The 13640-nt window shown below is 61.6% G+C and carries 14 protein-coding genes; 3 read left to right on the top strand and 11 right to left on the bottom strand.

What is annotated here, in order from left to right; translation table 11 throughout:
• Positions 1–388: 388 nt before the first annotated feature.
• The 3 genes from ACMKFF_RS02490 to ACMKFF_RS02480 are packed head-to-tail and all read right to left on the bottom strand — an operon-like array spanning position 389 to position 1999.
• Positions 389–571, bottom strand: a complete 183-nt coding sequence (locus ACMKFF_RS02490; RefSeq protein WP_349136719.1) for a hypothetical protein — start codon at positions 569–571, stop codon at positions 389–391.
• Positions 568–1170 carry a CDP-alcohol phosphatidyltransferase family protein gene (locus tag ACMKFF_RS02485; RefSeq protein ID WP_349136718.1) on the bottom strand — a complete coding sequence of 201 codons (603 nt, stop codon included), beginning with the start codon at positions 1168–1170 and terminating at the stop codon, positions 568–570. Before ACMKFF_RS02485 ends, ACMKFF_RS02490 begins: the two co-directional genes overlap by 4 nt.
• The gene (locus ACMKFF_RS02480) at positions 1163–1999 is read right to left on the bottom strand and encodes a hypothetical protein (protein WP_419495935.1); all 837 of its coding nucleotides are present in this window, start codon (positions 1997–1999) and stop codon (positions 1163–1165) included. Before ACMKFF_RS02480 ends, ACMKFF_RS02485 begins: the two co-directional genes overlap by 8 nt.
• Positions 2000–2158: 159 nt before the next feature.
• Between ACMKFF_RS02480 and ACMKFF_RS02475 the strand changes: the two genes are divergently transcribed.
• Together ACMKFF_RS02475 and ACMKFF_RS02470 are read left to right on the top strand one after the other, a co-directional pair.
• Complete coding sequence (locus tag ACMKFF_RS02475; protein ID WP_417324920.1) at positions 2159–2842, top strand: response regulator transcription factor; 684 nt, start codon at positions 2159–2161, stop codon at positions 2840–2842.
• Positions 2829–3863 (top strand): HAMP domain-containing sensor histidine kinase, encoded by a 1035-nt coding sequence (locus tag ACMKFF_RS02470; protein ID WP_419495934.1) that lies wholly within the window; start codon positions 2829–2831, stop codon positions 3861–3863. Before ACMKFF_RS02475 ends, ACMKFF_RS02470 begins: the two co-directional genes overlap by 14 nt.
• 42 nt (positions 3864–3905) lie before the next feature.
• Here the strand turns inward: ACMKFF_RS02470 and ACMKFF_RS02465 are convergent, their stop codons facing one another.
• A complete protein-coding gene (locus ACMKFF_RS02465) occupies positions 3906–5825 on the bottom strand; it encodes an ABC transporter ATP-binding protein (RefSeq protein WP_419495933.1) in 1920 nt (639 codons plus the stop codon).
• 1 nt (position 5826) lies between these two features.
• Positions 5827–7584, bottom strand: coding sequence for an ABC transporter ATP-binding protein (locus tag ACMKFF_RS02460; RefSeq protein ID WP_418487990.1), 1758 nt, complete (start codon positions 7582–7584; stop codon positions 5827–5829).
• A gap of 167 nt (positions 7585–7751) precedes the next feature.
• Here ACMKFF_RS02460 and ACMKFF_RS02455 point away from each other — a divergent pair, with 167 nt between their 5' ends.
• Positions 7752–8222, top strand: a complete 471-nt coding sequence (locus ACMKFF_RS02455; protein WP_418468200.1) for a MarR family winged helix-turn-helix transcriptional regulator — start codon at positions 7752–7754, stop codon at positions 8220–8222.
• Between the two features lie 168 nt (positions 8223–8390).
• On the opposite strand, the gene ACMKFF_RS02450 is transcribed toward ACMKFF_RS02455, so the two are convergent.
• The 6 genes from ACMKFF_RS02450 to ACMKFF_RS02425 are packed head-to-tail and all read right to left on the bottom strand — an operon-like array spanning position 8391 to position 13379.
• Positions 8391–9485 (bottom strand): polysaccharide deacetylase family protein, encoded by a 1095-nt coding sequence (locus ACMKFF_RS02450; RefSeq protein WP_419495932.1) that lies wholly within the window; start codon positions 9483–9485, stop codon positions 8391–8393.
• A complete protein-coding gene (locus ACMKFF_RS02445; RefSeq protein ID WP_419495931.1) occupies positions 9482–9892 on the bottom strand; it encodes a lecithin retinol acyltransferase family protein in 411 nt (136 codons plus the stop codon). Before ACMKFF_RS02445 ends, ACMKFF_RS02450 begins: the two co-directional genes overlap by 4 nt.
• Entirely contained in the window at positions 9879–10127 is a 249-nt protein-coding gene (locus ACMKFF_RS02440) for an acyl carrier protein (RefSeq protein ID WP_418487994.1), read from the bottom strand. Before ACMKFF_RS02440 ends, ACMKFF_RS02445 begins: the two co-directional genes overlap by 14 nt.
• Positions 10117–10851: a lysophospholipid acyltransferase family protein gene (locus ACMKFF_RS02435; protein ID WP_419495930.1), complete on the bottom strand. Its 735-nt coding sequence runs from the start codon at positions 10849–10851 to the stop codon at positions 10117–10119. The genes ACMKFF_RS02440 and ACMKFF_RS02435 overlap by 11 nt, the downstream gene beginning before the upstream one ends.
• Positions 10852–10854: 3 nt before the next feature.
• On the bottom strand, positions 10855–11478 hold the full coding sequence (locus ACMKFF_RS02430; protein WP_349136650.1) for a lysophospholipid acyltransferase family protein: 624 nt from the start codon (positions 11476–11478) through the stop codon (positions 10855–10857).
• Positions 11475–13379: an AMP-binding protein gene (locus tag ACMKFF_RS02425; RefSeq protein ID WP_419495929.1), complete on the bottom strand. Its 1905-nt coding sequence runs from the start codon at positions 13377–13379 to the stop codon at positions 11475–11477. Before ACMKFF_RS02425 ends, ACMKFF_RS02430 begins: the two co-directional genes overlap by 4 nt.
• Between the last annotated feature and the right edge of the window lie 261 nt (positions 13380–13640).

Here is a 13640-nt window from a genome sequence, read left to right as displayed (position 1 = left end):
CAGCAGAGCACCGGAAGTTCCCGCAAAAAGGAGGCCGCACGAGAGGCGCACTCCGGAAGTGCGCCTCAGTTATATTCGCCTGACGGCGAGTGATATTGTCCTTCGGACAGTGATATTATGCTTCGCATCGTGATATTGCCTGCGGCAGTTTCACCGGCGAATATAATATCACAAAAGCCGGGAGGCTTTTCTATCACGTTCCGAAAAGGAAAATATCACTCCGGGCAAAGCCCGGAATATCATTTTGTCCACAGATACAGCGAGCATCGGGTTTTGTCACCAATAATCCAGTATCGATCCGTTTTCGAATCGTATAAAAGAAGGCAGCACAAATTCTGCACTGCCTTCCTCCTTATGGAGCCCCTCCATAAGCGGCCCCCTGTCGTATTCAAGTTCTCCGTAAGAATATCTCCCCGCACTTGCGGCAGACGATCTTCGTCTGGCCGCAGCCTGCCGGGACGATCTGCACGGCTCTGCAGGCCGGGCAGCGGAAGAAGCGCCTCCTGCGGCCGCGGTGCAGCGCCTGCCGCGGGGCATGCGCCGCAAAAAACGAGAGGATCGGCGCATTCATGCCTGCTTCCGCGCGCCGTCTGCGCGCGCCTCCCGCAGAATGCCGCCGTAGCGGATGGCATACTTCACAAACGCCAGCAGGATCAGGCAGGCGCAGAGCGCGGCATCCGCATACAGGAACCAGTCCGGCGCCGTCCGCCAGAGCATCAGGACGAACATGGAAAGGTAGATCACGGCCGTGCACAGCTTGCCGTACCAGCCCGCGCCGTAGACCATGCCGGTGTGGTGCAGGGTCAGGAGCGTCATGATGCCGATGGAGACCTCTTTCAAAACCAGAATGCCGACGACCCACCAGCACTTCATAGGCATGAGGCACAGCAGCACGGCGATCTGCGTCAGCTTGTCGGCAACGGGGTCGATGGCCTTGCCGAAATTCGAGACCATGTGATACGTCCGCGCGACCCAGCCGTCCACAACGTCCGTCACGCCGGACAGCACGAGCATGCCGAACGCCCACCAGACCTCATTCTTTGCATACAGTACGATGATCACGGGAATGAGCGCCAGCCGGAAAAAGCTTAGCACATTGGGGATCGTCAGGATCCGGTCCGTATCCGCCTTTCCCGCGCGCTCCAGATTGCGGTGCTCCTTATCATTCATGCTGCACATCCTCCTCTTTTTCGTCCACCTGCGGGACGAACAGCTGCGTCACAACGGACTTTTTGCGGTGCTTCTGATGGAAATAGCCGATGACGCTGAACACGACCGCGCCGATAAGATTGACGATCAGGTCGCCCATGGTGTCATACAGGCCGATGTCCAGATAACCGCCGAGGCCGAGGCTCTCGCCGTTCACGACGACATCCTGAATGTTTGAAATGGTGATGGGAATGTTGCGGTTCGTCGGGTCGAGCGCCACGGAGGTGATCTGCTGGATGACTGTGTCCTTCTGCATATCCTTGTGGAACAGGTTATCCATGGAGAATTCAAAAATTTCCCACACCGCGCCGATCGTCATGGAGAAGCAGAACGCCACGAGCGCCAGAAACAGCGGCGAAAGCTCGAAGCTGACCTTCTTGTGGCGGTTCAGAACGTCCGCCATGGAATAGCCGACCGCCGCATAGATAAAGCCGCTCGTCGTATGCAGGGCCTTATCCCAGAACGGGACCGTCACATAGAAGCAGGCGATCTCGCCGAGGATCTCCGCTGCAAAGATGAAGATGACGACCGTGATCTCCAGGCCGGCCGGGAGGCGTACCCCCAGCTTCCGCTCCAGAATGGAGGGCAGGAGCAGCAGCACGAGCGTCAGAAGGCAGGTATAGACGCTCTCGATCTGGCCGTTGAAGGCAGAGCGGATGAGCACGCCGATCACGATGAGCCGGATCACGGCATAGACGACGAGCGTCAGCTTGCTTTTCTTCTGCAGGCGCAGCTTTTCCTGCCGCAGGCGCGCCTCGCGGCGTTCCTGCCGCGACATTTTATTTTTCAATTCCGTTTCCGTCCTTTTCCTATTTCTACTGATATCATATCCCGGAATTATCAATTCTGCGTCAACCGATTATGAATTTCAGTTCATAAACCGGAAATTTTCCGTTCCAAAATCCGGCCGTCTGTGGTATACTGAGAAGACGGAAACGGAGGGATCCCCATGTTCAAGATTCTCGTTGCCGAGGACGACGCCGAGCTGCGGCAGCTGTTCTGCCGCGTACTGACGCGCCACGGCTTCCAGCCCATCGGCGCAGCCGACGGTGTGGAGGCGCTGCAGGTCCTCGAGCGCGACTATATCGACCTCATCGTCTCGGACATCATGATGCCGCAGCTGGACGGCTATGCGCTGGTGCGCGGCCTGCGCGACAGCGGCAGCACTATCCCCGTGCTGATGATCACGGCGCGCGACGGCTTTCAGGACATGCAGTTCGGCTTTCTGGCCGGGGCGGACGACTATCTGGTCAAGCCCATCAACGTCAACGAGCTCGTGCTGCGCATCAACGCCCTGCTGCGGCGCGCGCAGATGGTCGCGGACCGGCGGCAGACGCTTGGCACAACGACATTCGAATTCGACTCGTTCTCCGTTCTGACGGGCGGCGTGCAGACCGTCCTGCCGCAGAAGGAATTTTTGCTGCTATACAAGCTCGTCTCCTCGCCGGGGCACATCTTCACGCGGCAGCAGCTCATGGACGACATCTGGGGCATCGACACCCACACGGACCCCCGCACGGTGGACGTGCACATCAACCGGCTGCGCGACCGTTTCCGGGAAAATCAGGACTTTGAGATCATAACCGTTCGGGGCATCGGTTATAAGGCGGAGCGGAAGCATGAAGAAGGATAAACGCTTTTCCCTGCGTCTGCGGACGTATTACCTGCTCATCATCGCCATCGTCGTCATCATCTCGTTCGGCGCCGTTGTCGGCGCGCTGACGGCCCTGCAGCAGCTCGGCGTCATCGGCCACATCAACGTCTCCACGCTCGTGGCCCTGCTGCTCGTGGCGGCCGCCGCAAGCGGCAGCGCCAGCTTTCTCGTCGGGCGGCGCGTGCTGGCCCCGATGGTCAAGCTGAGCAAGGCCTCGCGCGAGGTCGCGCGCGGCAACTACAGCATCACGGTCGAAGACCCGAGTAAGCTTGAAGAGGTGCAGACGACCCTGCGGAACTTCAACGCACTCGTGCGCGAGATGAACCGGATCAACAACGTCACAAACGACTTTGTCTCCAGCGTCTCACACGAATTCAAGACGCCGCTGACCGCCATCGAGGGCTATGCCATGCTCCTGCAGGACACCGGCCTGACGCAGGCGGAGCGCGACGAATATCTGGACAAGATCCTCTATAACACGCACCGCCTCTCCACGCTCGTCGGCAACATCCTCATGCTCTCAAAGCTCGAAAATCAGTCGCTTTCCGACCAGCGCAGCACGTTCCGCCTCGATGAGCAGCTGCGGCAGGCCGTTGTGATGCTCGAGCCGCAGTGGGAGGAAAAGTCGCTGAGCTTTCGTGCCGAGCTGGACGCCGTGAGCGTGACGGCCTGCGAGCCGCTGCTGCTGCAGGTCTGGACGAACCTCATCGGCAATGCCATCAAATTCAGTGAGCCGGGGCAGGAGCTGTTCCTGCGCCTGCTCGACCAGACGGAATGCGCCGTCGTCTCCGTCATGGACCACGGCTGCGGCATGACGCCCGAGGTGCAAGCGCGCATTTTCGAGAAATTCTATCAGGGCGACAGCTCCCGCAAGGCCATGGGAAACGGCCTCGGCCTGCCGCTCGTCAAGCGCATCGTCGAGCTGTCCGACGGTGTCATCGAGGTCGACAGCGCCCCCGGGCAGGGCTCGACGTTCCGCGTCATCCTGCCGAAAAAGTAAAACAGACGCTGCAGCCACGAAAAAGCTGCAGCGTCTTTGGTTTTATTTCTCCGGCTTTTTGCCGGTATAGAGCTGGTAATAGCGGCCTTTCTGGGCGATGAGATCGTCGTGCGTGCCGCGCTCGATGATGCGGCCCTGCTCAAGGACCATGATGCAGTCCGCATTCCGCACCGCCGAAAGCCGGTGGGCGATGACGAACGTCGTGCGGCCCTTCATCAGGCCGTCCATACCGGCCTGCACAAGCGCCTCCGTGCGCGTGTCGATGGAGGACGTCGCCTCGTCAAGGATCAGCACTGGCGGGTCTGCCACGGCGGCGCGCGCAATGGCAAGCAGCTGGCGCTGGCCCTGACTGAGGTTCGCGCCGTCGCTCGTCAGCATGGTGTCATAGCCGTTCGGCAGGCGCTCGATAAAGCCGTCCGCATTGGCCAGCTTCGCCGCAGCGATGCATTCCTCGTCCGTAGCATCCAGACGGCCGTAGCGGATGTTCTCCATGACCGTGCCGGTGAACAGGTGCGTATCCTGCAGGACCATGCCGAGGCTGCGGCGCAGGTCGTCCTTGCGAATTTTGTTGATATTGATGCCGTCATAGCGGATCTTGCCGTCCGCGATGTCATAGAAGCGGTTGATGAGGTTCGTGATCGTCGTCTTGCCTGCGCCCGTCGAGCCGACAAAGGCGATCTTCTGGCCCGGCGTCGCATAGAGATCGATGTTGTGCAGAACGATCTTCTCCGGCGTATAGCCGAAGTCCACATCGTGGAACACCACGTCGCCCGCGAGCTTCGTATAGGTCACGGTGCCGTCCGCCTGATGCGGATGCTTCCACGCCCACACGCCGGTGCGCTTCTCGCTCTCGGTCAGCGTGCCGTCCGGATGCTCGACCGCGTTGACAAGGGTCACATAGCCCTCATCCGTCTCGGACTTTTCATCGAGCAGACGGAACACGCGCTCCGCACCGGCCATGGCCATAACGACGGAGTTCAGCTGCTGGCTGACCTGCGTGATGGGCTGGTTAAAGCTGCGGTTGAGCGTCATGAACGCCGCGAGCGTGCCGAGCGTCAGGCCGACATAGCCATGCAGCGCCAGCGCCGCGCCCGCCACGACGCACAGCACGTAGCTGACGTTGCCGAGCTGGGCGTTGACCGGCATGAGGACGTTTGCATAGCTGTTGGCACGGCAGGAGCTGTCGCGCAGCTGCTCGTTGAGCTCGTTGAAGCGCTCGATGGCGGCCTGCTCGTGGTTGAAGACCTTCACGACCTTCTGGCCCTGCATCATTTCCTCGATATAGCCGTTGACCTTGCCGAGGTCCTGCTGCTGCCGGACGAAGAACTTGCCTGACTTCCCGGCGATCTTCTTCGTGGCGAACAGCATCAGAGCCACCATGACGAGCGTCAGCAGCGTCAGCGGCACATTGAGCACGATCATGCTGACGAACACGCTCACGATACTGATGATGCTGGAAAACAGCTGCGGCAGGCTCTGGCCGATGAACTGGCGGAGCGTGTCGATATCGTTCGTGTAGACGGACATGATGTCGCCGTGGGAATGCGTGTCGAAATACGAGATGGGCAGGCTCTCCATATGGCCGAAGAGCTTTTCGCGGAAGTTGCGCATCGTGCCCTGCGAGACATTGACCATCAGGCGGGTATAGCCCCACGAGCACAGCACGCCGATGGCGTAGACCGCGCCGACCTGGATGAGCTTGTGCAGCAGGGGCGTGAAGTCCGTGCTGCCGCTCTCCAGCATGGGGGAAAGGTAGCTGTCATAGAGCTTCTGCAGGAACAGCGTGCCGTTCAGCTGGGCCAGCACCGTCAGGACGATGCAGATCACGACGGCAAGGCAGTGCCACTTATAGTGCTTCAGGATGAAGGCCATGGTGCGGCGCATGGTCTTGCCGGTATTCTTCGGCCGTTCCGTGGCGTGCATCGCGCGCCCGGCAGGGCCGCGCATCGGTTTCGTCGCCATATTATGCACCCTCCTTCTCGTCGAAGTCGCCGCCGCCCTGCGTCTGCCCCTGATAGACCTCCTGATAGATGCGGTTCGAGGCAAGCAGCTGCTCATGCGTGCCGAAGCCGTTGACGCGGCCCTCGTCCAGAACAAGGATGCGGTCGGCGTCCTGCACGCTGGAAATGCGCTGGGCAATGATGATCTTCGTCGTATTCGGGATCTCCTCGCGCAGGGCCTTGCGAATGCGCGCGTCCGTCGCGGTATCGACGGCGCTCGTCGAATCGTCGAGGATGAGGATCTTCGGCTTTTTCAGCAGGGCGCGGGCGATGCACAGGCGCTGCTTCTGCCCGCCGGAGACATTCGTGCCGCCCTGCTCGATGTAGGTCTCATAGCCCTGCGGCATGGCTTGAATAAAATCGTCCGCGCAGGCAAGACGGCAGACACGCTCGCACTCCTCCTGCGTGGCCTCCGCGTTGCCCCAGCGGAGGTTTTCCAGGATCGTGCCGGAGAACAGCACGTTCTTCTGCAGCACGACCGCGACCTCGTCACGCAGCGTCGTCAGGTCATATTCACGCACATCGTGCCCGCCGACGCGAACACTGCCCTCCGATACATCGTACAGGCGGGAGATCAGGTTGACGAGGCTCGACTTCGCGCTGCCCGTACCGCCGAGGATGCCGATGGTCTGCCCGGCCTCGATGTGCAGGTCGATGTCCTGCAGGACGGGCTTGCCCTTGCCCTGCCGGTAGGAGAAGCTGACGTGGTCAAAATCCACGCTGCCGTCCGGAACGGCCGTGAGCGCCTGCGCCGGGCTGGTGAGGTCGGCCTTTTCGTTCAGCACCTCGCAGATGCGGCGGGCGCTTGCCACGCTCATGCTCATCATGACAAAGATCATGGAGATCATCATCAGGCTCATGAGGATGCTCATGACATAGCTGAACAGGCTCATCAGGCCGCCCTCCGTGAAGCCTTCAAGCACGATGGCCTTTGCGCCGAGCCACGACAGGCCCAGCATGCTGCCGAACACCGTCAGCATCATCACGGGGTTGTTGAACGACACGTAGGTCTCCGCCTTTACGAACATGCGGTAGACGGCGTTGGCCGCTTTGTTGAACTTGCTGCGCTCATAATCCTCGCGCACGAAGGCCTTGACGACGCGGATAGCACCGACGTTCTCCTGCACGCTGGCGTTCAGATCGTCGTACTTCTTAAACACGCGGTTGAACGTGCCCGTCGCCTTGAAGATGATGAACGACAGCGCAGCCGCCAGAATCACGATGGCCGCAACGAAGATCATGCTCAGGCTGGCGTGAATGGAAAATGCCATGATGAGCGCCGTGATGAGCATGACAGGCGCGCGCACGCAGATACGCGTGATCATCTGATAGGAGAGCTGCACGTTGCTGACGTCTGTCGTCAGGCGCGTAACAAGGCCTGCCGTGGAGAAGCGGTCGATGTTCGAGAACGAAAAGCTCTGGATGTTGGCAAACATGGCCTGCCGCAGATTCGCCGCGAAGCCCGTTGAAGCGATCGAGGCGAAGCGGCCCGCCAGAATGCCGCATAGCAGCGCGCCGATGGCAACGGCCACCATGATCGCGCCGTAGTGCAGCACGGCCTGCATACCGGCCTGTCCGCCGACCTTGACGCCCTTGTCGATAATCTGGGACATCAGCATCGGCAGGAACATGTCAGCCACGGCCTCCAGCGCAGAAAAAACGGGCGTGATGAACGTGACCCAGCGATACTGCTTCACCTGCGCCCCCAAGGTTTTCAGCATGGTATTCCTCCTTGCTTCAAATTGTTAGCATGCTAATTATATGGCGATATCACTAAATTGTCAATGGATTTTTTGTTAATTCTGTCATTCCACGGTTGACGGAGCCGCGATCCGGCGGTATAATAAGATTTATAAATTCCAAAAGCAGAAACGGAGGCGGAGCATCCATGCAGCAGATGGAGCAGCCCATCGGCGGTGTCGTAAAATGTCTGTCCAATCAGATCCGCCGCCATCTGGACGCAGCGGCATCGGAGGCCGGGCTTGTAGAGCTGACCGGCACACAGGGCATGATCCTGCACTATCTGCTGCGCAACGAGGGCCGTTGCCTGACGCAGCGCGACGTGGAGCAGCGCTTCCAGCTGCGCGGTGCAACGCTCAGCCGCCTGTTTCAGCGCATGGAGGCCGCAGGCCTGCTCGAGCGCCGCGCGGTCTCGCGCGACCAGCGCTGCAAGCAGCTCCTGCCCACGGACAAGGCCCGCGCCATGCACGCGCAGTTCGTCTCGTGCCTCGATGAGACCGACCATCTGCTGCGGCAGGGCATCAGCCCGGAGGACGAAGCAGTCTTCCGCGCCGTGTGCCTGAAAATGCTGGATAATTTACTTCAAAGGGATCACGAAAACGACCCGGCCGCTCGGTAGAGCAGGCCGGGCCTTCCTGTCGAAAAAAATCGAAAAAAACCTTCGGGCTTTTCCGACAAAGAGATTGCAATTCGTTCGCCGTCTGCGGGCGGCGAACTCTGCGAGGCTGATACGCAAAAGCAGGTCCGTAAGGACCTGCTTTTGCGTGTTTTGCATTTTGCGGCCTGTTTATGTGCCCGCAGGGGCGACCATAGCAGCGAAGCTGTCAAGGCCCGTATACCGCGAGACGTAATAGCGGCTCACAAGGAAGGGATCGTCCGCCGTGTTATACTGCCCGCCGACCATTTTCAGGCCGAAGTTGTAGTAGCGCTCTGCGACCTCGAGCGTCAGGTCGCTGTAGCGGCCCGTCGGATAGCACAGCACCGAGGGCTGACGGCCCGTCACGCGCGTCAGGATACGCTGCGACTCGCCAAGCTCCCGGATGAGCGTCTCCTCGTCCATGGCATCCATATCCGCATGAGTCAGGCCGTGGCTCTGGATGGAAACGAGGCCGGAATCCGCCATCTCGCGCACCTGCTCCTCCGTCATTTTGTGCTGCATGCCCATGGCATCGGCGATCATGAACACCGTCGCTTTGACATTGTATTTCCGCAGCAGCGGCAGAAGCTCCGTGTAGTTGTCGTCATAGCCGTCATCAAACGTCAGGATGACAGGCTTCTCGTACTGCTCCAGCTCCGCCAGATCGGAGAACCAGATTGGCTCATAGCCGTTGTCCACAAGATACCGCAGCTGCTCCTCCATGGAGGCCGGGCTGACAAACAGCTCGTCAATGCCCCACATATTGTCGCTGACAGCATGGTACATGAGCACCGGCACGTTCACGCTCTGCTCGATGGAAAAGCGCGCCGCACCGGGCGTCAGATAGCGAAGTCCGGTCTCGTCGTCGACATATTCCGCGCAGCGATTCTCCTCCGAGACGGCGGACAGCACATAATAGTCCGTCCCGCCGTTTTGAAGCGGCTCCGCCTCCGGCAGGGGAAGCCCCGCCTGCTGCAGCGCGTCTGCCGAAACGTATTCCGTTCCGTCCGAAATGGCCGTGACAAGCTCCGTCCCGTTGAGGACCAGCGTCTCGCCCGCCTCCATGGGCGGCTCCGTCGGCGCTTCGGTCGGCGGCTCCGTTGCGGGCTCCGTGGGCGCGGCCGTCTCCGGCTGCGTGGCCTGCAGACTCTCCACGCCGCGCGGCGCCGTGCTGAGCATATAGCCGACGACCGCCGCAGCGGCGATCGCCAGAACGGCTATCAAAACAATCCACCACTTTTTCATTCGTTACCCTCCCCGCTCTGGCGGCTGTAGTGCTCGCCAAAAGCGCATTCGTTGGAAAAGTGCTCACAGTTGTTCGTCCGGTAGTCATAGCCGCCGCGGCCGACGGCAGAAAGCGCGGCTGCGGCGATCTCGTCCGGCGCGCGCAGCAGCTTTCGCTCCGCACGGCCATAGATGCGAAGCTCCGGCAGGCCGCCGCGCAGGAATTCCTCCATGCCGGTGCGGCGCACCCGCACGGCAGCTGCATCCTGCTCATTCGGCGAGCCGTCAAAATGGACGATCTCACCGTTTCCGATGTAAATGCCGTGGTGGTAATACCCGCTGCGCCGCACACGCACCTGCGCACCGGGCGTCAGCTCGCCGAAGTCCCAGTGTTCCGGCAGGTCTGCCAGCCGTTTACGCCGGAGCATGGAGCAGCTCCTCGATGACGGCGACCACATCGCCAACGGTGTGCAGCTCCGGCAGGCGTTCCGTCGGGAAGCGGATGGAAAATTCGTCCTCGATGCCGATCATGAGCATCAGCATCGTGATGCTGTTCAGGCCGAGGTCCTCCTGCAGGCGGGTCTGCACCGTTACATGGGTGAGATCTGCCTCCGAGCCCTCCAGCGCCGTCTGCGCAACACGGATCAGGCGTTCAAGCGTCATGATTTCTCTCTCCTTTTTGCTGCTCCCGCTGCCGCCGGAGCGTCGTTTCCCGGAAACGGCGGTGAAACTCTGCCGCACGCTTCCGATATTTCGGTTTCATCTCCAGATAAAGCTCCTCCTGCAGGCGCTCCATGGCCTCCTGCAGGCACTGCGTCGCCTCCTGCACGCCCGCGGCGTTCGGCCGCTGCGTCAGCACGATGGGCGCGCCGAACCGGAACTGCAGCCGCTGGAACGGCTGATAGTTCCCCGCGCTGTAGACGGGGATGACCGGCACCCCGGCCTGCAGGGCCAGCAGCGCCGCCCCCTGCTTGAAGGGCAGGAGCGTTTCCGTCGGGTTGAGCGCCCCCTCCGGGAAGATGGCGACGCACCGGCCCGCGCGCAGGCGGCGCAGCGCCTCATGGAAGAAGCTCAGGTCCGCGCCCGCGGCCCGGTCGACCGGGATGCAGCGCAGCGAGCGCATGGCAAGGCTGCGCACGCCCGTGAACATCTCGCCCGCCGCCACGACGGAAATGCGTCTGCGGCGGCACAGCAGGCACAGCATCGGGGCATCCATCCACCAGCTGTGATTCAGCACGAACAGCGCCGGACCGGGGTCCGTGCGCACATGCTCCGCGCCGGGCGAAAAATGGAGCTTCGGCAGCCAGACAAGGCGCATGCCGAGGCCGCCCATAAAATTTGCAAAATCTGCGGCGATATCCCACAGCCGCTGCAGCAGCTTCCGCATGGCTCACGCCTCCTGCGCCATGCCGCGCAGCTCGATGACCTTGTCGCGCAGGATGGCCGTCAGGCGGTCAAGCTCCGCCGCGTCCGGATTGGCCGTAGAGCACAGCTCCGAAAGGCGGATCGGCTCGCCGATGACGACGTCCGTGCGCTTGCCGAAGCCATAGTTCACGGAGTGCCACATGGGGATGATGGGCACATCGGTCTGCAGGGCGAGCAGGGCCGCCGTGCTGCGGAATTCCAGAATTTCTCCCGTCGTGGAGAAGCGCCCCTCCGGGAAGATGAGCAGCAGCTGCCCGCGCCGGAGCGCCTCGACCGACTCGCAGAAAAAGTCCATGCCGAACGAGAAGCGGTCGACCTTGATGGCACCGAGCATCCGCAGGCACCAGTTCAGGAAGCGGTTGCACTCATAAAACGTCTTACCGACGAGGCAGCGGACATAGCGGAAATAGAACAGATACAGCACCAGCAGGAAATCCATCTGGTTCTTGTGGTTCGTGATGATAATTGCCGGCCCGCGTGTAAAGGCCGGGAGGCACTTCTTGCCCTCGTAGCGGATGCGCGGCCGGAAATACAGGCCGACGTTCCAGCCGCACAGCAGCTTGTTGATCCAGCGGAACAGCAGCTTCATTCGACCGCCTCCCGCTCCGCCTGCACTGCAGCGGCAAAATCCCGCGCCGTGAACAGCGGGTGCGCAGCATCCATCGTCAGGCTGATGCCGTAGCGCTCCGAAACGGCGGAAAAAATATTGTAGTACGTCAGGCTGTCCACGCCGAGCTCCTGCAGGAGCTGCGTGTCCGGGCCGACGGTCTGCCCCGTCACGGAGCCGAGAAGCTCACACAGCTCCTGCACGAGCGCGCGGCTGCTCTCGTCCTCCAGCCGGGTCAGCTCCTCCGGCTCCGGCCGGTGCGCCGGGGCCAGGACGATCGAGCCGTCCGCCAGTTTTTCGCGCAGCTCTGCGCGGCGGGGCTTGCCGAAGCTGATGGGCAGCTCCTGCTCCGTCAGGAAAATACGCGCCGGGCGCATCGTCAGCGGCAGGCGGGCAACCGCCTCATAGGCCGCAGCGGAGGCTCTGGCTCTTGCATAGTCGTCCGCAGCCGTCTGCACGATCAGCACGGGGCGCTCATCGCCCTCCAGCTCCATACCGAGCACACAACTGGCCGTCCCGGCCTGCAGGGCAAGGCGCTGCTCGATCAGGTCCGGGCTGAGATTTTCACCGTTCGCGCCAATGATCAGGTCGCCCTGCCGGGCTTCCATATACCACCTGCCGCCCTCGGCGCGGAAGACGTCCCGCGTGCGGAACCATGCCTCCGGATCGCGCGGCACGCGCACGCCGTTTTCGAGCATGGCCGTGTATAGAAGCGGAGAGCGCAGCTCCAGCACGCCGTCTTCCGCAATGCGCCAGCCGCCGGAGAGCGCCTGCAGAGGCTGACCGACGCCGCCGGACAGCCGCCATTTGGCCCGCCGCGACAGCTCGACGGACAGGATGCCCGTCTCCGTCATGCCGTAGCCGTTGTGCATGCCGTAGCCGAGGCCGTTCATCAGCTCGGCCGCCTGCGGCTGCAGGAAGCCTCCGCCGCTGATGCAGAACATTGGCTCCGTGCCGAGCGCCTGTTCCCGCACGCGGCGGAACAGCACGCGCCGCGCCAGCCTTGCGCCGAGCCGCGGGAAGACGGACTGCAGCCCGTTGGAGAAGCGCACGGCGCGCAGGAGCTTTTCCTTCTGCCCCTGCCGCTCTGCCTCGCGCAGGAGCTGGCGGGCCGTCTGCTCCCACACGGCGGGCACGGCAAAAAAGTGCGTCACGCGGCCGACCTTGCAGGCATACTGGATGCTGCGGCTGTCGTAGCGCTCGAGAAACACGAACGTCACGCCGAAGAAAATGAACCACAAGAGCGAGGCCATCAGGCCGAAAATATGATAGAACGGCAAAAATGCCAGCATCCGCAGCTCGCGCGCCAGCCGGTCGTGCTTGACCTCCGGGCACTTGCGCACGATGCTCTCAGACTGCAGCAGCTGTGCCGTGATTGCCGCGCCGTCATAGAGCACGAGCTTCGGCGTGCCGGTCGTGCCGGAGGTCATCAGAGCGATCTCATCGGCCCAGACGGGCGTGAATCCCGCCGCATCACCGGCCGCGGACAGATCGATACAGCCCGCGCGCGGCCGGTCCGTCAGAACGCCCGCCGCCAGCTGCTCGACCGGGGCCAGCGTCGCGTCGTCCAGCCGCAGGTTCAGCAGCAGAGGCCGAAAGCCCGCCATCAGCGTGCCAAAAAACGCCGCGACCCACAGGGGAGAATTTTCCATGCGGATCGCCAGAAACGCGCCCTCCTGCCCGGCAAAGTGCGCATGCAGCACACGCGCCAAGCGGTTCGTCAGAGCCGTCAGCTCCGCATAGCTCATGCGCTGCGTCTGCCCGGCAGTAAACTGCAGAGAAAAGGGCGTGTCCGTGAATTCCGTGGAAAAAATGCGAAAAATATCCTCGAACCGGTGCCCGGAAGCCTCCAGCTCCCGCAGCTCCCGTTTCCAAAAAACCATGCTGTTCTGTCTCCTCACTACCGGCGCAGGCCCATGCGGCCACGCCGGGGTTATATAAGGGTATCATACCATACCCGCCCGCGCGCGTCAACCAACGCGGCGTTTTCCGGCGGAAAAATCTGTAGGACTATAATACATCTTGGACAAGCGAATAAAAAAGTATGAGAAATAGGGTCTCCTGTGATATAGTTAAGCTACCACACCAAACACACCAGAAAGGAGACCATATTCCTCATGTCAAACAGTATAACACAAGACATG

Origin of the sequence: Faecousia sp. (assembly GCF_048519415.1) — a bacterium.
In the GTDB taxonomy this organism is placed as follows: domain Bacteria; phylum Bacillota; class Clostridia; order Oscillospirales; family Oscillospiraceae; genus JAZOXB01.
The sequence above is the reverse complement of the archived record's forward strand: the minus strand, read 5'-3'. Positions and strand labels throughout refer to the sequence as shown.